This window comes from Tsukamurella spumae, from assembly GCF_012396015.1.
Taxonomy (GTDB): domain Bacteria; phylum Actinomycetota; class Actinomycetes; order Mycobacteriales; family Mycobacteriaceae; genus Tsukamurella; species Tsukamurella spumae.
In genome coordinates this window covers 27,770-47,914 of record NZ_JAAXOQ010000016.1, presented here as the reverse complement: position 1 = coordinate 47,914, position 20,145 = coordinate 27,770, and the positions used below count along the sequence as shown (strand labels likewise).

Genomic DNA, 20,145 nt, shown 5'->3' with positions numbered 1-20,145 from the left:
CCGGGTCAGCGGGACGCGACGATCGAGGTGAGCTGCCGGCCCCAGAAGTCGATGACCTGTTCGCGCCGCTCGGCGTCGTCGGAGAGCAGGTCGGCGAGACCGAGTCCGCGGGCCAGATCGAGCGTCGCCTGCACCGCCCGGCGGGCCTCGTCGTCGTCGCGGTCCACCTCGAGCAGGCGCATGGCGAGGGCGAACACCTCGCGGGAGTGCCGGTTCTCGAAGGGCAGCATCCGTTCGCGCAGCGCCTCGTCGCTGGCCGCCGCGGTCCACACGTGCAGCGCCGCCTTGAACAGGTCATCGGTGTAGTACTCGACGATCAGGCGCGCCACGGCGTACGGCCGCTCGGGGCCCTCCGGGACCGCCGCGCCCGCCGCCGCGACGTGCGCGAGGCGCTGCTCGCCCATGTACTCGAGGGCGGCGCTGATCAGGTCCTCCCTGGTGGGGAAGTGGTGCTGCGCCGCGCCGCGCGACACGCCCGCCCGCCGGGCGACGCTACCGACGGTGGTCGCGACCCAGCCGCGGGTGGCCAGGGACGCGATCGTGGTCTCCAACAGCCGCTGCCGGGTCTCCCGGCTGCGGGACTGTTGGGGTGCCCGGATGGGCGGACGAAGGGGTGCCATTGGGGATAAGCCTATGCCGACGGTGCCGGTTCGGCCCAGCTCGGCGCGCGCTTCTGCAGGAACGCGGTGATCCCCTCGACCGATTCCGCCGACCCGAACAGCCGCGCCGACTGCTCGCCGAGCGACTCGGCCCGCTCGTCGAACGAGCGCAGGACGTCGTGCCACAGGATCTGCTTCGTCTCCCGCAGGCCCTGCGGGCTGCACAACTGCAGCTCGGCCAGCTGGTCCGCGACGGCCGCCGCGGGATCGTCGACGGCGGCGGTGATCAGCCCGTACTCGGCGGCCTGCGCACCGTCGAAGCTCCGGCCCGTGAGCAGGAGGGCGGACGCGACCCGGGAGGGCAGATGCGGCAGCAGCACCAGCGAGACCATCGCCGGCGCCACCCCGATGCGGGTCTCCGTCACGGCGAACGAGGCCGCCGGGCCGGCGAACACGAAATCACAGGACCCGATGAGGCCGAAGCCGCCGGCGCGCACGTGCCCGTCGACCTGGGCGATCACCGGCTTCGGGCACTCGACGATGCCGCGCATGGCGCCGATCATCGCCAGCGTGCGCGACCTCGGATCCGTCCCGGCCCCGTTCGCCGCCGCCTCCTTGAGATCCGCACCGGCGCAGAAGGTCGTGCCGGTGTGGGTGAGCACCACCGCGCGCGCGGCGTCGTCGGCGGCCGCCCGCTGGAGCCCCGCACGCAGATCGGCGAGCAGGCGCTGCGAGATCGCGTTGCGGTTGTGCGGGCTGTCGATCGTGAGATACGCGGCGCCGCCGTGCGTCTCATAGTGGACCAAGGAGTCGGTCACCGGGGCTCCTAGTAGCTCTTGGGCAGGCCGAGGCTGTGCTCGGAGATGAAGTTGAGCACCATCTCGCGGCTGACCGGCGCGATGCGGAACAGCCTCGACGCCACCAGCATCTGCGCCAGGCCGTACTCGGTGGTCAGGCCGTTGCCGCCGAGCGAGTGGATCGCCCGGTCGACGGCCTTCGCGCCCGCCTCGCCGCCCGCGAACTTCGCCATGTTCGCGGCCTCCGCCGCGGCGAACTCCTGCCCGGCGTCGTAGAGCGTCGCGGCCTTCTGCAGCATGAGCTTCGCGAGCTCCGTCTCGACCTTGAGCTCGGCGAGCGGATGGGCGATCGCCTGATGCGCGCCGATCGGGACCTTGAAGACGGTGCGCTGCTTGGCGTAGTCCACCGCGCGGTCGATCGCGTAGCGGGCCGAGCCCACCGAGCCGGCGGCGGCCATGATGCGCTCGGGGTTGAGCCCCGCGAAGAGCTGGGCGATCGCAGCGTCGGGCTCGCCGACGAGCGCCTCGGCGGGCAGCCGCACGTCGTCGAAGAACAGCGTCCACTGGGACTCCGGCAGGCCCACCTCCATGGGGATCTTCGTCCTCTGCAGGCCGGGGGAGTCGGTGGGCATGAGGAACAGCGCGGGGCGCAGTTTGCCGGTCTTGGCGTCCTCGCTGCGCGAGACCACGAGGATCACGTCGGCCAGCTCGATGCCGGAGATGAAGGTCTTCTGGCCCGAGATGATCCAGTCGTCGCCGTCCCGCCGGGCGGTGGTCGTGATCCGGTGGCTGTTGCTGCCCGCATCCGGCTCGGTGATCGCGAAGGCCGCGATGGTCTCGCCCGAGGCGATGCCGGGCAGCCAGCGCTGTTTCTGCTCCTCGGTGCCGAACCGGGAGATGATGGTGCCGTTGATCGCCGGGGACACCACCAGCATGAGCAGTGAGGACCCGACCGCGGCGAGCTCCTCGCCGACGATGCCCAGTTCGTACATGCCGGCGCCGCCGCCGCCGTACTGCTCGGCGATGTTCACGCCGATTAGGCCGAGATCGCCCGCGGCCCTCCACAGTTCGATGGGGCCCTCGCCGGCGGCGATCTTCTCGCGCATGTACTCGGGGCCGAACCGCCGGCCCAGCTCCGAGACGGTCGTGCGGAGCGCCTGGCGCTCCTCGGACTCGATGACGTCCATGGAGATGCTGGTGGTGCTCATTTACGTGTTGTCTCCTGAATCTTCCAGCACGGCGACGACGGCGCCGGCATCGATGTTCTGGCCCACCTCGACGGCGATGGTGGTGATGACGCCATCGGCGGGCGCCGAGATGGCGTGCTCCATCTTCATCGCCTCCATCCACAGCACGGGCTGCCCGACGGTGACGGAATCGCCCTCCTGCGCGCCGATCCGGGTGATCACGCCGGGCATGGGCGCGAGCAGCGAACCCGCCGCCGCGGCGGCGTCCGCCGAGGGCAGGGGGTCGACGAGCGTCAGCGTCGCCGCGCCGCGCGCGGTCTCCACCTCGACGACGGTGCGGTCCCCCGGATACGCCGTCACGGCGACGGTGCGCCGGATCCCGTCGCGCTCGACCGCGACCCGCGCGCGGTCACCGTCGTCGGTGACGGTCGCGACCTGCCCGCCGTCGGCGCGGAACTCCCGCTCGTCCGTGGTGCGGAACTCCGGCACGAGACTGCGCGCACCGACATTGCGCCACCCCGGCGCGACGTGCGGCAGCGGGCCGGCGGCGGCGCCCCGTCGGTCCAGGACGGCGCCGGCCGCGCTCGCGGCCTGCGCCAGCTCCGTCTCGTCCAGCAGCGGCGCCGCGAGGCGCTCGAGCCGCTCCCCGGTGAGGAAGTCGGCGGCGAAGTCGCCGGCCTTGAAGTCCGCGTCCGCGAGGATCCGGACCAGCAGGTCGCGGTTCGTGGTGAGGCCGTGGATCGTCGCCTTCCGCAGCGCCGCCTCCGTGATGGCGAGCGCCTGCGCGCGGGTGGGGGCGTAGCCGATCACCTTGGCGAGCATCGGGTCGTAGAAGACCTCGACGACGCTGCCCGTGGGCGCGAGCGCGCTGTCGAGGCGGATGCCGGGCCGGTCCGGGCCGGAGAACTCGCTGATCGTGCCGGGCACCTCGAAGCGGTGCACGACGCCCGCGGCGGGGCGCCAGTCGTTGGCGGGGTCCTCGGCGTAGAGCCGTGCCTCGATCGCCCACCCGCGGGTCGCGGGCGGCTCGGCGGACGGCAGTGGCAGGCCCGCGGCCACGTCGAACTGCAGTCCCACGAGGTCGAGGCCGGTGGTGGCCTCGGTGACCGGATGCTCCACCTGCAGGCGGGTGTTCACCTCGAGGAAGAAGAACTCGCCGGCATCGGTGGCGAGGAACTCGACGGTGCCCGCGCCCGTGTAGCCGATGGCCCTCGCCGCGCTGGTGGCCGCGTCGTACAGGGCGGCGCGCATGGCCGGGTGCCGCTCCACGAGGGGCGACGGGGCCTCCTCGAGCACCTTCTGGTGGCGGCGCTGGATGGAGCACTCGCGCTCGCCCACGGCCCACACGGTGCCCTGGGAGTCCGCCATCACCTGGACCTCGATGTGCCGGCCGCGCTCGAGGTAGCGCTCGCAGAAGACGGTGCCGTCGCCGAAGGCCGATTTCGCCTCGCGCTCCGCGGTCTCCAGGTTCTCCTCCAGCTCGGCGCGGGTGCGGACCACGCGCATGCCGCGGCCGCCGCCGCCCGCGGAGGCCTTCACCAGGACCGGGAAGTCGTCGTCGGAGACCTGGTCCGGCGTGAGATTGGTGAGCATCGGGACGCCGGCCGCGGCGAGGCGGGCCTTGGCCGCGACCTTGGAACCCATCGCGGTGATGGCCTCGGGGGAGGGGCCGATCCAGACGATGCCCGCCGCCCGGACCGCGGCGGCGAACTCGGCGTTCTCGGAGAGGAAGCCGTAGCCGGGGTGGATCGCCTGTGCGCCGGTGGCCTTCGCCGCGGCGATGATCTGCTCGCCCTGCAGGTACGTGTCGGCGGGGGACTCGCCGGGCAGGCGCACCGCCTCGTCGGCCTCGGCGACGTGCGGCGCGCTCGCGTCCGGGTCGGAGTAGACGGCCACGGCGCGCAGGCCGCGGGCGTGGGCCGCGGCGATGACGCGGCGGGCGATCTCGCCGCGGTTCGCGACGAGGACGGAATCGAAAACAGTATCGGTCATTTCACTCACATCCGGAAGACGCCGAAGGCGTCGGTGCCGTTGACGGGGCCGTTGTGGATGGCGGAGAGCGCCATGCCGAGCACGGTGCGGGTGTCGCGCGGGTCGATGATGCCGTCGTCGTAGAGCATCCCGGACATGAAGGCCGGCAGCGACTCCTTGTCGATCTGCGTCTCGATGGCGGTGCGCATGCCGTCGACGAACGCGGGGTCCATCGCCTGACCACGAGCCGCGGCGGAGGCGGCGGCGACCTCGGTGACCACGTCGGCGAGCTGCTTGGCGCCCATGACGGCCGAGCGGGCGCTGGGCCAGGAGAACAGGAACCGCGGGTCGAACGCGCGGCCGGCCATGCCGTAGTGCCCGGCGCCGTAGGACGCGCCGGCGATCAGCGAGAGGTGCGGCACCTCCGAGTTCGAGACGGCGTTGATCATCATCGAGCCGTGCTTGATCATGCCGCCGCGCTCGTACTCGGCGCCCACCATGTAGCCGGTGGTGTTGTGGATGAACAGCAGTGGCGTGTCGTAGCGGTTCGCCAGCTGGATGAACTGCGTCGCCTTCTGCGCCTCCTCGGAGAACAGGACGCCGCGGGCGTTGGCGAGGATGCCGATGGGGTAGCCGTGCAGGTTCGCCCAGCCGGTGGTGAGCGAGCCGCCGTAGAGCGGCTTGAACTCGTCGTAGTCGGAGTCGTCGACGATGTGGGCGATGATCTCGCGCGGGTCGAAGGGGATCTTCAGATCGCCCGGCACGATGTCGAGCAGGCCCTCGGCGTCGTAGCGCGGCGGCTTGACCAGGCTCGACGGTGCCGGGCCCTGCTTGCGCCAGTTGAGCCGCTTGACGATGGAGCGGGCGATGCGGGCGGCGTCCAGTTCGTCGCTCGCCAGGTAGTCGCCGAGGCCGGAGGTCCGCGAGTGCATCTCGGCGCCGCCGAGGGTCTCGTCGTCGGAGATCTCGCCGGTCGCGGCCTTCACCAGCGGCGGGCCGGCGAGGAAGACCTTGGAGCGCTCCTTGATCATCACGACGTGGTCGCTCATACCGGGGATGTACGCGCCGCCCGCGGTGGAGTTGCCGTAGACCACCGAGATGGTGGGGATGCCGGCCTTGGACAGCTGGGTGAGGTTGCGGAACATCGCGCCGCCGGGGACGAAGACCTCCTTCTGGGTGGGGAGATCGGCGCCGCCGGACTCGACCAGCGACACCACCGGCAGGCGGTTCTCGCGGGCGATGTCGTTGAGGCGCAGCGACTTGCGCAGGGTCCAGGGGTTGGAGGTGCCGCCCTTGACGGTGGGATCGTTGGCCACGACCATCACCTCGACACCCTCGACGACGCCGATGCCGCCGACCAGGGAAGCGCCGACCTGGAAGTCGCTGCCCCAGGCCGCGAGCGGCATGAGCTCGAGGAAGGGCGAGGCCGGATCGAGCACGCTGTCGATGCGCTCGCGGGCGGTGAGCTTGCCGCGCGCCCGGTGTCGCTCGACGTACTTCTCGCCGCCTCCGGCGAGGGCCTTGTCGAACTCAGCGGTGAGGTCGGCCAGCTTGCCGAGCATGACCTCGCGATACGCACCGGAGTCTGGTGCTGGTGTGCTGCGGAGCACCGTCATGGGTGTGTTCCTCTGCTTTCGTGGGTGCGTGGCGGACGACCCGATGGGGGGATCACTTGTAGCCGAGTCGATTGGCTGCGAGCGTGGTCAGGATCTGGGTGGTGCCGCCGCCGATGCCGAGGATGCGGACGTCGCGGTAGTGCCGCGAGACCTCGTACTCGGCCATGTAGCCGTGGCCGCCGAACAGCTGCACGGCCTCGTTCGCGACCCACTCGGCCGTCTCGACGGCGGTGTTCTTCGCGAAACACGCCTGGGGGACGAGCTCGGCCGCCGCGGCCGGACCGCCGGATTCGAGTGCGTCGGTGTAGAGATCGGCGACATGCCGGCTGTAGACCCGGGCGACCTCGGTGCGCCTGCGCATCTCGGTGACGGTGTTCTGCACCGCCTGCCGCGTGATCAGCGGCTGCCCGAAGGTCTCGCGAGTGCGCACCCAGTCGAGGGTGAGGTCGAGGCAGCGCTGCGCGTGCGAATAGGCCTGCACCGCGAGGGCGAGCCGCTCGGTGACGAAGGCGGCGCCGATCATGAGGAAGCCGCTGTTCTCGGGGCCGATGAGGTTCTCGGCGGGCACGCGGACGTCGGTGAAGGACAGCTCGGCGGTGTCGGAGGCGAGCCAGCCCATCTTCTTCAGGGGCGCGCTGACCTCGAATCCGTCCAGGCCCTTGGGGATGACGAGGAGGCTGATTCCGCTCGCGCCCTCGCCGCCGGTGCGGACCGCGGTCACGACCCAGTCGGCGCGCACGCCCGAGGTGATGAAGGTCTTGGCGCCGTTGACGAGGTAGTAGGACCCGTCCCCGTCGTCGAAGCGCCGGGCGGTGGTCGTCAGGTGCCCGAGGTCGGAGCCGCCGCCGGGCTCGGTGAGCGCCAGCGAGCTGATCTTCTCGCCCGCCAGGACCGGCGCGACCCATCTCCGCTTCTGCTCCTCGGTGCCGGCGAGGATGATGTGCGGCACCGAGATCCCGCAGGTGAACAGCGAGGCGAACAGGCCGCCGGAGCCGCCGGCCTCGTGCATCGCCTCGCACACGATGAGCGCGTCGCGGGGATCGCCCCCGCCGCCGCCCACCGACTCGGGGAAGGACACGCCGAGCAGGCCCAACGCGCCGGCCTTCTCGTGGAGCTCCCGGGGGAGCAGGCCGCTGGCCTCCCATTCGTCGAGGTGGGGCAGGATCTCGCGCTGCGTGAACGCGGTCACCGTGTCGCGGAGCGCGATCCGCTCCTCGGACTCCCAGAGGCCGGTCATGCGTTGATCTCCTCGGTGTGGGCGGTCGCGGGCAGCAGGGTGACGGGCAGGTCGACGTAGCGGCCACGGAGCCACTCGCCGACGCCTTTGGCCTGCGGGTCGAAGCGGAAGCCGTGCGCGACGCCCTTGCCGAGGAGGTCCTCGACGACGAAGTTCACGGCCCGCAGATTGGGGAGCTCGTAGCGCCGGACGGGCAGGTCCGCCGCCTCCGGGAGCAGTTCGCGCAGTGCGGCTTCCGTCAGGTGCGTGCGGAGCCAGTCGTAGGCGTCGTCGGACTCCGCCCAGACGCCCACGTTCGCGCTGCCGCCCTTGTCGCCGCTGCGGGCGCCGAACACGGTGCCCAGCGGTACGCGGACGGTGGCGGCACCGTCGGGCGACGGTGCCGTGCCCGGCTGCGAGGGGTCCGCGGGCAGGACCTGCGTCGCCCCCGGCGGCGCGATGTCGACGACGGTGCCGTCGGGGCGGTGGGAGCGGTGCGGCACATCGCCGTTCGGGACGTATACCGCCTGGTACACGCCGTAGGGGCCGCCGCTCGACGGCGGGGCCATCGGAGAGGCGCCGGGGTAGGTGGCGAGCGCGAGCTCGACGGCGGCGGAGCTGAAGGCGCGGCCCACGCGGTTCGGGTCGGCGTCCCAGGCGATCGCGGTGAGCGTGGCCGACGCCGCGGCCTCCGTCGACGCGTCCGGGTGGTCGGTGCGGGCGAGGCGGAACTGCAGCTCGGACGGCGCGGGCTGGAGCGAGGCGCGCAGCTGCGCCTCGAGGAGGGCGGCTTTGCGTTCGATGTCGAGTCCGGTGAGCAGGAAGGCGATCTCGTTGCGGAACCCGCCCAGGGTGGTGGTGGCCACCTTGGTCGTGGCCGACGGTGCCTCGCCTCGGACGCCGGAGACGGTGACCCGGTCTGCGCCGTCCTGGGCCAGGGTCATCGAGTCCAGGCGCAGCGTCACATCGGGATTGGCGTAGCGCTGCCCCGTGACCTCGTAGAGCAGCTGTGCGGTGACGGTGCCCACCTCGACCACGCCGCCGGTGCCGGGCTGTTTGGTGATGGCGAAGGAGCCGTCCGCCTCGATCTCGGCGACGGGGAAGCCGGGGTGCAGCAACCGCTCGATCGGGTGCCGGTCGAAGAAGGCGTAGTTGCCACCGGTGGCCTGGGTGCCGCATTCGATGATGTGGCCCGCGGCGACCGCGCCGGCGAGGGCGTCGAAGTCCGTGCGCTGCCAGCCGAATTCGGCGATCGCCGGGCCGAGGATCACGGAGGCGTCCGTGACGCGGCCGGTGATCACGATGTCGGCGCCGGCGGCCAGGCAGTCGGCGATGCCGAAGGCGCCGAGGTAGGCGTTGGCTGTGACCGCGTTCGGCACGCCGAGCTCGGCGGACCGGGCGATCAGGTCGTCACCGTCGACCCACCCGACCTTGAGATGGCGGACCGACTCCTCAGCGCTCTCCATCGCCTTCTCGACGGCGGCGGCGAGGCCGCCCGGGTTGAGCCCGCCGGCGTTGACGACGACCTTGGTGCCGCGTTCGGCGAGGGTACGCAGGTGTGGGGTCAGTTGACGCAGGAAGGTCTTGGCGTAGCCGAGGTCGGCGTCCCTGAGGCGGTCGCGCCCGAGGATCAGCATGGTGAGCTCGGCCAGGTAGTCGCCGGTGATGTAGTCGACCCGGGGGCCGGCGAGCATCTCGCCGAGTGCGGTGGCGCGGTCGCCGTAGAACCCGGAGACGTTGGCGATGCGGACGGAACGGGTCATGCGCGTCCCTCCTGCGGCGCGCGGCCGGTGCCGGGCGCACCGGCGAAGCACTGCGCGATGGTGAGCCAGTGGGCGGCGTCCGCACCGGTGGCGACGAGGTCGGTGTCGGCGACGTTGATGCGCTGGGTCGCGAGGCGACAGAAGTCCTCCAGCGACCCGGTCACGCGCTGCTGCGCGTCGCCGGGACCGAAGCAGGCCTCCGAGCCGTCGGCCGCGACGAGGAAGACGTCGAAGGGCTCGGCGGGCGGGGTCTCGCCGTTGACCGTGTACGCGAAATCGCGGGTCTTGTAGGCGATCTTGGCCACGTGCGGCAGCGCCTCGGGCGTGTTCAGGTCGACGCCCGCGGCGTCGGCGATATCGAGTCCGTGCGCCCAGGTCTCCATGAGGCGGGCGTTCGCCATGGTGGCGGGCCGCATGGGCGGGCCGAACCAGGGGAGCGGGGTACCCGGGTCCGCCGCCCGGAGCGCGACCGCGAGCGCGGCGCGGGCCCGGTCCCAGCGGGCGCGCAGCTCCGGATCGGCGGCGAGCTCGGCGGCGCCGGCATCGACGAAGCCCATCGGGTCCTTCAGGGCCTCCTGCAGGAGTGCGGTGAAGGCCTCCGGGTCGGTGGCGGCGACCAGGGAGACCTCGTCGGTCCAGGCCAGGTGAGCGACCTGATGGGCGACCGTCCAGCTCTCCGCGGGGGTGGGGATCGACCAGTCGGGGAGCGAATCCGCGATGGCGGCGACGGCGGCCGAGGTGGTCTCGAGCGCGTCGAACACAGGGACTGAAGTGGGCACGCCCACACTCTGTCAGCCCCGAGGCAAAAAAACAAGCAGCAATGCTTGTTTAAGGTTCGCAGCTCGCGACGGCCCGCTCGACGACGGCGGCGGAGGCGCGATCCACGGACAGGCCGTACTCGCGCGCGACGAAGGCGAACTGGCGGGCGTACTGGCAGTGGAAGCGCGCGTTCGCCGGCATCCAGCGACCCGGGGGAGAGTCGCGCTTGTTCTCGTTGGCCGGCCCGTCCACCGCGACGAGGTTGCGCGGGTCGTTGGCGAACGCGGTGCGCTTGCCGTCGTCCCACGACCAGGCGCCCATGTCCCACGCGTAGGCGAGCGCGACGATGTGGTCGATCTGCACCTTGGCGGAGGTCTTCGAGCCGCGCGTGAAACGCATCGTCGTGCCGCTGTACGGGTCGACGAGGGTGCCGGTGGCCACGGCGTTCGGGCAGGCCGACGTGCGCACGAAGGTCTTGTCGGCGAGGTCTCGGTTGAGCACGTCGTTGCGGGTGTCGCAGCCGTTGTGTCCGAGCGGCGCGGACTGCTCATCGGTCCACGCCTCGCCGAAGGCGGCCCGACGGTACGCCTGCGGCGCCCGCTCGCGTGCGGCGACGATCCGGACGCCCGCCAGCGGCGCACCGTCGGACATCTGGACGGACGGCGCCGCCGGACCGGGTGCGGGCTCGGCTCCGGACCGGTCCCGATACACCCCGACCGCCACGAACACGGCGGTGGCCGTGACGAGGACCAGCCCGATCCAGGACTGCCTGGACAGGCGACGGGTGGCTCTCCGGCGGGACACGAGCGGAACCTAGCACCCCGCACCGACACCCGAGCGGGGTCGCGTCGACCCGTCCTCCGACCGGATGAATTCCGGCCGAGCGGTGCACCGCTGAGCTCCCGGCGATCGAGGATGGTCGCGGCCCCGTCGCGGTGCGGCGAGTGGGGCGGGAACGGGCGAGCGACAAGGGGGATGGTGGCGTGGAGGTACGCGCGCGGCTCGGCGCGGTAGGGGCCGCAGTGGTCATCGGGGCGGCGGCACTCGCGGGCTGCGCGGCACCCGGGGCGGGCACGGCGGCGGGCGGCTCGTCGTCGGCGCGCCCCGCAGGAGCAGCCGCGATCACGCTGTCCTTCATCGGGGACAACATCCTGGGGACCGACGACCGGTTCGATGCGGGCACGAGCCTGCCCGCGCGGTGGGCGGCGGCCGGTCACGACCCCGCGTACTTCTTCCGGAACGTCGCGCCGATTCTGCGGGCGGACGACCTCACCGTGGCCAATGTCGAGGTCGTGCTGAGCGAGCGCGGCCAGAAGGTCGACAAGGGGACCGGCGAGTTCTACCACTTCCGGGGCTCCCCGGCGCTCGCCGAATCGCTGCGGGCGGGCGGGATCGAGGCTGCGACGGTGGCCAACAATCACACGGGCGACTACGGGCCCGATGCGTACGGCGACACGCTGGCGGCCCTGCGTGGCGTCGGCACCGCCCCGTTCGGCGACGCGTTCGGTGCGGAGAACGACCACATCGCCGAGGTCAAGGGCGTGAAGGTCGGCCTGTTCGGCATGATGACCTGGCTCGACAGCCCGGAGAACAGGTCCTCGATCGAGGGCCACGTCCGCCGGCTGCGCGAGCGCGGGGCACAGATCGTCATCCCGTTCATGCACTGGGGAATCGAATCCCAACACGTGCCCTACGCGGTCCAGACCGCCCTCGCGCAGCACGCGATCGACGCGGGCGCGGACATCGTCATCGGCAGTCATCCCCATGTCCTGCAATCGATGGCGCAGTACAAGGGCAGGCTGATCGTCTACTCCTTGGGCAACTTCAGCTTCGGGGGCAACAACAACCCGGCCGACAAGCGCTCGATGATCGTGCAGACGAGGGTCACCGTCGCCGGCCCGACGGTGACGGGCGTGGACTACCGGATCGTGCCGACCCGCGTCTCCAGCACCGCCGACTACAACGACTTCGTGCCGACACCGTACGGGCCTGCGGAAACGAGCGAGGTGCTGGCGTTCATGAACTCGATCTCGCCCACGCTGCACGGGACGATCGGCGCTGCGTTCGTCCCGGTTCCCGCGTCGTGACGGCGAGCACGGAGGTGTCGGCGCGGCCACGTATTCTCGACTCATGAGCACGCCCACCGCCTCCGATGCCGCCACCGACGCCGAGCTGCAGTCCGCGACCGCCGCGGTGGAGGCGGTGGCGCGAGCGGCCCGCGCCGCGTCGAAGCAGCTGATCACGCTGACCACCGAGCAGAAGAACGCCGCGCTGCATGCGGCGGCCGATGCCCTGCTGGCGAACAAGGACCGGATCCTCGCCGCGAACGCGGAGGACGTCGATCGCGCCCGCGCCGCCGGTACGGAGGAGTCCCTCATCGACCGGCTCGCCCTGAACGAGGCCCGGATCGACGGCATCGCGTCCGGCCTGCGGCAGGTCGCAGGGCTGCCGGACCCGATCGGGAACGTGCTGCGCGGCTCCACGCTGCCCAACGGCCTGGAGCTGCGCCAGGTCGCCGTGCCCCTCGGCGTGGTGGGCATCGTCTACGAGGCGCGGCCGAATGTCACCGTCGACGCCTTCGGGCTCACGCTCAAGTCCGGGAACGCGGTGCTGCTGCGCGGCTCGAGCTCGGCGGCCTCGTCGAACGCGGCCCTGGTCGAGGTCCTGCGCGAGTCGCTGGCGGCGTCGGGCATCACCCCGGATGCCGTCGCGCTGCTCTCGGCCGACTCCCGCGCCAGCGTCACCGCGCTGATCCGCGCTCGCGGCCTCGTCGACGTGGTGATCCCGCGCGGCGGCGCCGGGCTGATCGCGGCGGTGGTGCGCGATGCGACCGTGCCCACCATCGAGACGGGCACGGGCAACTGCCACGTGTACGTGCACGCCGACGCGGACCTGGACATGGCGGAGCGGATCGTCGTCAACGCCAAGACCCGCCGGCCCAGCGTCTGCAACACGGCCGAGACCGTCCTGGTGGACGCGGCGCTGAAGGACTCGTTCCTGCCCCGCCTGCTCGGCACCTTCCAGGCGGAGGGGGTGATCGTGCACGGCGACGAGACGGGGATGATCCCCGCGACCGAGACCGACTGGGCGGACGAGTACCTCAGCCTCGACATCGCGGTGAAGGTCGTGGACGGGCTGGATCAGGCGATCGAGCACATCGACCGTTACGGCACGGGGCACACCGAGGCCATCGTCACCGACGACCTGTCCGCGGCCCGCGCGTTCACCACGCGCGTCGACGCCGCGGCGGTGATGGTCAACGCCTCCACGGCGTTCACCGACGGCGAGCAGTTCGGCTTCGGCGCCGAGATCGGCATCTCCACCCAGAAGCTGCACGCCCGCGGCCCGATGGGCCTGCCGGAGCTCACCTCCACCAAGTGGATCGCCTGGGGCGACGGGCACGTCCGGCCTCGGTGACCGAAGCCGCCGGAATCGGGCACGCGCGGGGGTAGGTTGTCGCCATGGCAATCAACGAATCCCTCGAATTCGACATCGATGCACCGGTCACGCTGGTGCTCGACACCCTGGCTGACGTCGACGCGTTGCCGGACTGGTCCTCCGCGCACAGCAATGTCAAGATCGTCGAGCGCGACGCGAACGGCCGCCCCAGCGTGGTGGACGCGTCCGTCGGCCTGCTGATGTTCAGCGACAACCTCACCTTCGACTACGTCTTCACCGACGTGAGCTGCAAGTGGGACACCCGCAACGAGGGCACCGCCGTGCGCAGCCAGGGCGGCCTCTACGAGCTCTCGCCCAAGGGCGACGACCAGACGCACGTCAAGGTCACCATGTACCTCGACCCCAAGGTCAAGGCGCCCGGCTTCGTGGTCAAGAAGGGCATCAAGCTGGCCATGGACATCATCAAGAACGGCCTGACCAAAGAGGTCCTCAAGCGCAAGGCCGCCGCCTGACCGTTCGACCGGGCCACGGCCCCGTCGGGCGCGGCCCGACGCTACATTGTTGCAATGGCAATCAATGAACAGGTCGAGTTCGAGATCGACGCGCCGGCGGCGCTCGCCTACGCGACGCTGCTGGACGTCGAGTCCCTGCCCGAGTGGTCCAGCTCCCACAAGAGCGTGACGGTCACCGAGCGCGATGCGGCCGGCAACCCCAGCCGCGTCGAGGTCGAGGCGGCCATGGTGGGCGTGAGCGACCGCATGCGCTTCCGGTACGAGTTCACGCCGGAGACCACGGTCGCGTGGCAGTCCGAGGGCGAGGGCATGGCGGTCCGCTCCCAGGGCGGGTACTACCAGCTCACGCCCCTCGGCGAGGACAGGGTGCACGTCCTCTGCGACATGAACATCGACCTCAAGATCAAGCTGCCCGGCTTCGTCGTGCGCAAGGGTGTGAAGATGAGTGCAGAGATCGCGTCGAAGGGCTTCACGAAGGAGGTCCTCAAACGGAAGGCTGCACGCTGAGCACCAACACCACGATCACGGCCCCGACGGCGCTGTTCACCGGCGTCGACGACGTCGCCGCGGCACTGCGCGAGACCGGCTACATCCCGTCCGTCGCCACCGCGACGGCCGTGTTCCTCGCCGACAAGCTCGGCAAGCCGCTCCTCGTCGAGGGGCCGGCCGGCGTCGGCAAGACCGAGCTGGCCCGCGCCTGCGCCCAGGCCCGCGAGGCGCGGTTCGTGCGCCTGCAGTGCTACGAGGGCATCGACGAGGCGCGCGCCCTCTACGAGTGGAACCACGCCAAGCAGATCCTGCGCATCCAGTCGGGCGGCACCGACGGCGACTGGGACGACACCAAGCAGGACGTCTTCTCCGAGGAGTTCCTCCTCCCGCGCCCCCTCCTGCAGGCCGTGCGGGAGAGCGGACCGTCGGTCCTGCTGATCGACGAGGCCGACAAGGCCGACCTCGAGTTCGAGGGCCTGTTGCTGGAGGTCCTCTCCGACTACGCGGTGACGGTGCCCGAGCTCGGCACCATCACGGCGGTGCGCAAGCCGCTGGTCTTCCTGACCTCCAACGCCACCCGCGAGCTGTCGGAGGCGCTCAAACGGCGCTGCCTGTACCTGCACATCGACTTCCCGGACGCCGAGCTCGAGCTGTCGATCATCCGCAGCCGCGTCCCGGACCTCTCGGTCGAGGTCGCGCAGCAGCTGCTGCGCGTGATCTCGACCCTGCGCGGGCTGGACCTGAAGAAGAAGCCCTCGGTCTCCGAGACCCTGGACTGGTGCCGCACCCTGCTCGCCCTCGGCGTCACCGGCACCGCGAACGGCTCGATCGACAAGGCGGCACTCCGCTCGACGCTCGGCGTGGTGCTCAAGCACCAGGTGGACATCGAGACCGCCGCCGCGGCGCTGGGCCTGTAGATGACCACCGCGCAGGCCGGCACCCCGCTCGACAAGCATCTGCACGCCTTCGTGCGGACGCTGCGCGAGCGCGGGATGTCCATCGGCCCGGGCGAGGCGATCACCGCCGCCGAGGTGTTGACGGTGCTCGACCTCACCGACCGCGGGCAGCTCCGCGAGGGCCTCGCCGCCGTGCTGCTGCGCGAGCAGATGCACCGCAAGACCTTCGACGTCATCTTCGACCTGTACTTCCCGGTGCGCGGCGGCTTCGGGGCCGCGTCCGACGGTGCCGCGGGCGCGTCCGGCACGGGCGGGCAGGGCTGCTCCGGCGTGCCGGGGGAGTCCGACCCGCTGACGATGCCGGCCGCCGATACCCCGCCCGATCCGGACGCGGTGCGCGAGGCGCTGCGCCAGGAGGCGATCGCCGCGCTCGTCGCGGGCGGCGACCACGACGGCATCGCCAGCCAGATCGTCGAGCAGCTCGGCGAGTACAACTCAGCGACCGGCACCGCCTTCTCCTCCTACCAGGCGCTCAAGGCCCTGAACCCGCAGACGCTCATCGCCGCCATCGCGAACGGCCTCCTCGCCGCCGCCGGCGAGGAGGGCGCCGCGCCCGGCAGCTTCGAGTACGAGTCCGCCCGCCGCGTCGCGCGCTCGCGCGTGGCGGGCCTGACGGAACGCGTGCAGGAGCTCACGTCCGTCGCGATGGCCGCCCGACGGGGCCCCGAGGCCGTCGCGCAGTACGCCGCGCCGCAGCTGCCGGAGAACGTCGCCTTCTTCGCCGCCACCCGCACCGAGTTGCACCGCATGGAGCAGACCGTCCGGCCGCTCGCCCGGCAACTGTCCACGCGGCTGCTGGTGCGCCGGCGCCGGGCGCGGCGCGGCCCCATCGACCTGCGCCGCACCCTGCGCAAGTCGATGTCGACGGGCGGCGTGCCGATCGATCTGGCGCACCGTCGACCCCGCCCGACCAAACCCGAGCTCGTGCTGCTGTGCGACCTGTCCGGCTCCGTCGCGGGCTTCTCCAACTTCACCCTGCTGCTCACGCACGCGCTGCGCGCAGAGTTCTCCAAGATCCGGGTGTTCGGCTTCGTCGACTCGGTGGACGAGATCACCGACTACATCGACCCGTCGCGCACGCTGACGGTCGACACCGTGGTCGACATGTTCGACCGCGTGATCCGCGAGACCAAGGTCGCGCGGTTCGGCGGCTCCGACTACGGCAACGTCCTGCGCACCTTCGTCCGCGACTTCCCCGACGCGGTGACGCACCGCGGGACGCTGCTGATCCTCGGCGACGCCCGCTCCAATCACACCGATCCCGCGCTCGCGGAGCTTGACGAGCTCGTCGCGAAGGCGCGGCACGCGTTCTGGCTCAACCCCGAGCGGAGGGCGGCGTGGGGCACGGGCGACTCGGTCGCGGACAAGTACGGCCGCCTGATCGACATGTACGAGTGCCGCACCGCAGGGCAGTTGGCCGAGGTCGTCGGGCGCCTGTTGCCCGTGTGAGTACGCGGGCACGAGCGGTGGCCGCATAGGATGGTCCGTTATGCGTGAGTCCAGCACCGCCGCACGCCGCCGCGTGGGCGTCATGGGTGGCACCTTCGATCCGATCCACCACGGCCACCTCGTGGCCGCCAGCGAGGTGGCCGATCGGTTCGATCTCGACGAGGTGGTGTTCGTGCCCACCGGCCGGCCGTGGCAGAAGAACGAGGTCACGCCCGCGGAGGATCGCTACCTGATGACGGTGATCGCGACCGCGTCGAACCCGCGGTTCTCCGTGAGCCGCGTGGACATCGACCGCGGCGGCGACACCTACACCGTGGACACCCTGCGCGATCTGCAGGGCCGGAACCCGGACGCCGATCTGTACTTCATCACCGGCGCCGACGCCCTCGCCTCGATCCTCAGCTGGCAGGACTGGGAGGAACTGTTCGGCCTCGCGACCTTCATCGGGGTCTCCCGGCCCGGCTACCAGCTGGCGGCGGATCACCTGTCGGACGTGCCGAAGGATAGATTGTTCCTCGTGGAGGTGCCCGCGCTGGCCATCTCGTCCACCGAGTGCCGCGCGCGGGCCGACGCCGGGCGCCCCGTCTGGTACCTCGTGCCCGACGGCGTGGTCCAGTACATCGCCAAGCGCGCCCTCTACCAGAGCCGCCCGGCGCAGGAGAAGACCGTGAACCCAGGAGGATCATGACCGCATCCGATCAAGCCCGCACCCTCGCCGCCATCGCGGCCCGTGCGGCCGACGACAAGCTCGCGAGCGACATCGTCGTCCTCGACGTGTCCGAACAGCTCGTGCTGACCGAGGCCTTCGTCATCGCGTCGGCGAGCAACGAGCGCCAGGTCAGCGCGATCGTCGAGGAGATCGAGGATCAGCTGCGCGAGGCGGGCGTGAAGCCGGCCCGCCGCGAGGGCGCCCGCGAGGGTCGCTGGGCGCTGCTGGACTTCCTCGACATCGTGGTGCACGTCTTCCACCAGGAGGAGCGCGAGTACTACGCGCTCGAGAAGCTGTGGAAGGACTGCCCGCACATCGAGGTCGAGGGCCTCGGGCAGCACGCCGACGAGTCTGCGGCCCAGAGCGGCACCAGGGCCGACGAGGACGCCTGATGCACGTCGAGGACGGGCTCGACTCGTCCGTCGAGCGCCTCACTCCGACGGTGCGCCGCCTGCTCCTGCTCCGCCACGGCCAGACCGCGTTCAACGCGGAGGGGCGCATGCAGGGCCACCTGGACACCGACCTCACCGACCTGGGGCGGCGACAGGCCCGCGCGGCGGCCGCGGCCCTCGCGGACCGGGACCCGATCGCGATCATCAGCTCGGACCTGCGCCGCGCCCGCGACACCGCGGACGCCGTGGCGGCGGCGACGGGCGGCACCGTCGAATCCGATGTCCGGCTGCGGGAGACCATGCTGGGGGAGTGGCAGGGCCTGACGCACCACGAGGTGGACACGTACATGCCCGGAGCGCGCCGACGGTGGCGCGACGCCCCCGAGTGGGCGCCGCCCGGCGGCGAGGCCCGGGTGGACGTGGCGGCGCGGTCGTATCCGCTGGTGACGGAGCTGATCGAGCGGCTCCCGGAGTGGGGCTCGAACGAACGTCCGGTGATCCTGGTCGCGCACGGCGGCCTGATCGCGGCCCTCACGGCCCGGCTGCTGGACCTGCCCGTCGATCACTGGCCGGTCCTCGGCGGCCTCGGTAATTGCAGCTGGGTGCAGCTCTCGGCGCACGGCGACGCCACCCGGTGGCGGCTCGACGTGTGGAACGCCTCGTCGGACGTCGACGCGGCGCCCCAGTTGGTTCCCGAGGTCCAGTGAGCGATCCATCGACCGGCACGCTCCTGGTGCTCAGCGATTCGCTGGGCTTCTACGGACCCGAGGGAGCCCTGCCGACCTCCGACCCGCGGATCTGGCCCAATCTGGTCGCCGCGGAGCTGGGGCTGCGCTGCGAGCTGTTCGCCCGCGTCGGCTGGACCACGCGCGACGGCTGGTGGTGCGTGACCCAGGATCCGCGCGTGTGGGCCGCGGTGCCGACCGTCGAGGCCGCGGTCCTGGCGCTCGGCGGCATGGACTCGCTGCCCTCGCCGCTCCCGACCGCGGTCCGCGAGCAGATCCGCTACCTGCGGCCGGCGTCGCTGCGCGCCCGCGCGCGCGAGGGCTACGCGACGATCCAGAAGGTGTTCTCGCCGGTCGGCTGGCCGATGGCGCTGCCGCCGAAGGTCACCGTCGACTACCTGGACAAGACCTACCGGTCCCTGCACGCCCTGCGGCCCGACGCGCCGATGGCGGTGCTCGCGCCGCCCACGCACCGGGCGCTCGCCTACTCCTTCGCGCATCCCGGGTGGTCGCGCACGGAGGGTGCCGTGCGCGCGTGGTCCGACGGTGCCGGCGTGCCGATGGTCCCCTTGCGTGACCTGTGCGAGTGGTCGTTCGACCTGGGGATCAATAACATCGACGGGATCCACTGGTCGTTCGAGATGCACGAGCAGGTGGCGCGGCGCGTGCTGCGTTCGCTGGGCGGTGCGGAAGGGGGTGCGCAATGAGTGTCGTCGTGGTGACCGATGCATCGGCGGCGATCGTCCCCGACCGCGCCGACGAGCTGGGGATCCGCATCCTGCCGCTGCACGTTCTGTCCGGCGAGAGCGAGTACCTCGACCGCGGCACCGGCTACCAGGCCGAACGGTTCGTCAAGGAGGGCGTGACCACCTCCGGGCCCTCGGTGGGAGAGGTCCGTGAGGTGCTCGCCGAGGCCGCCGCCGAGGCCGGCGGCGACGGCGTCGTGGTGATCACCATGAGCTCGCACCTGAGCTCCACGTACTCGACCTCGGTCGCGCAGGCCGCGCTGATGGACGCCGATGTCACCGTGATCGACTCCCGCAGCATCGATATGGCGATGGGCTTCGGGGTGCTGGAGGCCGCGCGGCTGGCCCGCGCCGGGGCGTCCGCCGACGAGGTCGCCGAGGCCGCGCGCCAGGTGCTCGACGGTGCCGAGGGCTTCTTCTGCGTCGCGACCCTCGACCACCTGCGGGCCGGAGGGCGGGTGAGCGCGCTCGCCAAGCTGCTGGGTGGGGCGCTGCAGATCGTTCCCGTGCTGCGGCTGCAGGACGGCCGGATCGTCTCCGAACGCAAGACCCGCACCGTCTCCCGCGCCCGCGACCAGCTGGCGGCGCTGGCCTCGCAGCACCTGGGGAACCGGCCGGCGCGGGTCGCGGTGCACCACGTCGAGGCGCCCGAGGCCGCGGAGCACGTGGCGGAGCTCGTCCGCGGTGAGTTCCCGCAGCTGAAGGAGCTGGTGATCGGCCGGTTCGGCGGCACCATCGCGGCGCACCTCGGCCCGGGCGCGGTGGGCGTCGCGGTCGCTCCGGCGCTGGTCGACGGCGAGGCCGAGGCAGAGGCCGAGGCCTAGCACACCGGGCCGACCGCGCAGCGCCGCTGGAGCGGG

General features: G+C 71.7%; 20 protein-coding genes. 11 read left to right on the top strand and 9 right to left on the bottom strand.

Going from position 1 to position 20,145, the window contains the following annotated elements; genetic code table 11:
- Positions 1–5: 5 nt before the first annotated feature.
- From HF999_RS12960 to HF999_RS12920, 9 genes are read right to left on the bottom strand one after another with little or no spacing between them, the layout of a single operon-like run.
- Positions 6–620 carry a TetR/AcrR family transcriptional regulator gene (locus tag HF999_RS12960; RefSeq protein WP_168546282.1) on the bottom strand — a complete coding sequence of 205 codons (615 nt, stop codon included), beginning with the start codon at positions 618–620 and terminating at the stop codon, positions 6–8.
- A gap of 11 nt (positions 621–631) precedes the next feature.
- Positions 632–1,417, bottom strand: coding sequence for an enoyl-CoA hydratase family protein (locus HF999_RS12955; protein ID WP_168546281.1), 786 nt, complete (start codon positions 1,415–1,417; stop codon positions 632–634).
- A gap of 8 nt (positions 1,418–1,425) precedes the next feature.
- Positions 1,426–2,604, bottom strand: coding sequence for an acyl-CoA dehydrogenase family protein (locus HF999_RS12950; RefSeq protein WP_246207744.1), 1,179 nt, complete (start codon positions 2,602–2,604; stop codon positions 1,426–1,428).
- A complete protein-coding gene (locus HF999_RS12945) occupies positions 2,605–4,575 on the bottom strand; it encodes an ATP-binding protein (RefSeq protein ID WP_168546280.1) in 1,971 nt (656 codons plus the stop codon).
- Between the two features lie 5 nt (positions 4,576–4,580).
- Complete coding sequence (locus HF999_RS12940) at positions 4,581–6,170, bottom strand: acyl-CoA carboxylase subunit beta (protein ID WP_168546279.1); 1,590 nt, start codon at positions 6,168–6,170, stop codon at positions 4,581–4,583.
- A gap of 52 nt (positions 6,171–6,222) precedes the next feature.
- Positions 6,223–7,407 (bottom strand): acyl-CoA dehydrogenase family protein, encoded by a 1,185-nt coding sequence (locus tag HF999_RS12935; RefSeq protein WP_168546278.1) that lies wholly within the window; start codon positions 7,405–7,407, stop codon positions 6,223–6,225.
- Complete coding sequence (locus HF999_RS12930; RefSeq protein WP_168546277.1) at positions 7,404–9,149, bottom strand: acyclic terpene utilization AtuA family protein; 1,746 nt, start codon at positions 9,147–9,149, stop codon at positions 7,404–7,406. Before HF999_RS12930 ends, HF999_RS12935 begins: the two co-directional genes overlap by 4 nt.
- Positions 9,146–9,928 carry a TIGR03084 family metal-binding protein gene (locus HF999_RS12925; protein WP_168546276.1) on the bottom strand — a complete coding sequence of 261 codons (783 nt, stop codon included), beginning with the start codon at positions 9,926–9,928 and terminating at the stop codon, positions 9,146–9,148. The genes HF999_RS12930 and HF999_RS12925 overlap by 4 nt, the downstream gene beginning before the upstream one ends.
- Positions 9,929–9,977: 49 nt before the next feature.
- The gene (locus HF999_RS12920; RefSeq protein ID WP_168546325.1) at positions 9,978–10,685 is read right to left on the bottom strand and encodes an HNH endonuclease family protein; all 708 of its coding nucleotides are present in this window, start codon (positions 10,683–10,685) and stop codon (positions 9,978–9,980) included.
- A 206-nt stretch (positions 10,686–10,891) separates the two neighbouring features.
- Between HF999_RS12920 and HF999_RS12915 the strand changes: the two genes are divergently transcribed.
- The 11 genes from HF999_RS12915 to HF999_RS12865 are packed head-to-tail and all read left to right on the top strand — an operon-like array spanning position 10,892 to position 20,109.
- A complete protein-coding gene (locus HF999_RS12915) occupies positions 10,892–11,995 on the top strand; it encodes a CapA family protein (RefSeq protein WP_168546275.1) in 1,104 nt (367 codons plus the stop codon).
- A gap of 43 nt (positions 11,996–12,038) precedes the next feature.
- A complete protein-coding gene (locus HF999_RS12910) occupies positions 12,039–13,325 on the top strand; it encodes a glutamate-5-semialdehyde dehydrogenase (RefSeq protein WP_168546274.1) in 1,287 nt (428 codons plus the stop codon).
- Positions 13,326–13,369: 44 nt separating this feature from the next.
- Complete coding sequence (locus HF999_RS12905; RefSeq protein WP_168546273.1) at positions 13,370–13,819, top strand: SRPBCC family protein; 450 nt, start codon at positions 13,370–13,372, stop codon at positions 13,817–13,819.
- Between the two features lie 54 nt (positions 13,820–13,873).
- Complete coding sequence (locus HF999_RS12900) at positions 13,874–14,326, top strand: SRPBCC family protein (protein ID WP_168546272.1); 453 nt, start codon at positions 13,874–13,876, stop codon at positions 14,324–14,326.
- Positions 14,323–15,225, top strand: coding sequence for an AAA family ATPase (locus HF999_RS12895; RefSeq protein WP_376766492.1), 903 nt, complete (start codon positions 14,323–14,325; stop codon positions 15,223–15,225). Before HF999_RS12900 ends, HF999_RS12895 begins: the two co-directional genes overlap by 4 nt.
- A complete protein-coding gene (locus HF999_RS12890; RefSeq protein WP_168546271.1) occupies positions 15,226–16,713 on the top strand; it encodes a vWA domain-containing protein in 1,488 nt (495 codons plus the stop codon).
- A 40-nt stretch (positions 16,714–16,753) separates the two neighbouring features.
- Positions 16,754–17,401: a nicotinate-nucleotide adenylyltransferase gene (gene nadD / locus HF999_RS12885; RefSeq protein WP_168546270.1), complete on the top strand. Its 648-nt coding sequence runs from the start codon at positions 16,754–16,756 to the stop codon at positions 17,399–17,401.
- On the top strand, positions 17,398–17,814 hold the full coding sequence (rsfS, locus tag HF999_RS12880; protein ID WP_168546269.1) for a ribosome silencing factor: 417 nt from the start codon (positions 17,398–17,400) through the stop codon (positions 17,812–17,814). Before nadD ends, rsfS begins: the two co-directional genes overlap by 4 nt.
- The gene (locus HF999_RS12875; RefSeq protein WP_168546268.1) at positions 17,814–18,521 is read left to right on the top strand and encodes a histidine phosphatase family protein; all 708 of its coding nucleotides are present in this window, start codon (positions 17,814–17,816) and stop codon (positions 18,519–18,521) included. Before rsfS ends, HF999_RS12875 begins: the two co-directional genes overlap by 1 nt.
- The gene (gene octT / locus HF999_RS12870) at positions 18,518–19,246 is read left to right on the top strand and encodes a diglucosylglycerate octanoyltransferase (RefSeq protein WP_168546267.1); all 729 of its coding nucleotides are present in this window, start codon (positions 18,518–18,520) and stop codon (positions 19,244–19,246) included. Before HF999_RS12875 ends, octT begins: the two co-directional genes overlap by 4 nt.
- A complete protein-coding gene (locus tag HF999_RS12865; protein ID WP_168546266.1) occupies positions 19,243–20,109 on the top strand; it encodes a DegV family protein in 867 nt (288 codons plus the stop codon). Before octT ends, HF999_RS12865 begins: the two co-directional genes overlap by 4 nt.
- The last annotated feature ends 36 nt before the right edge of the window (positions 20,110–20,145 follow it).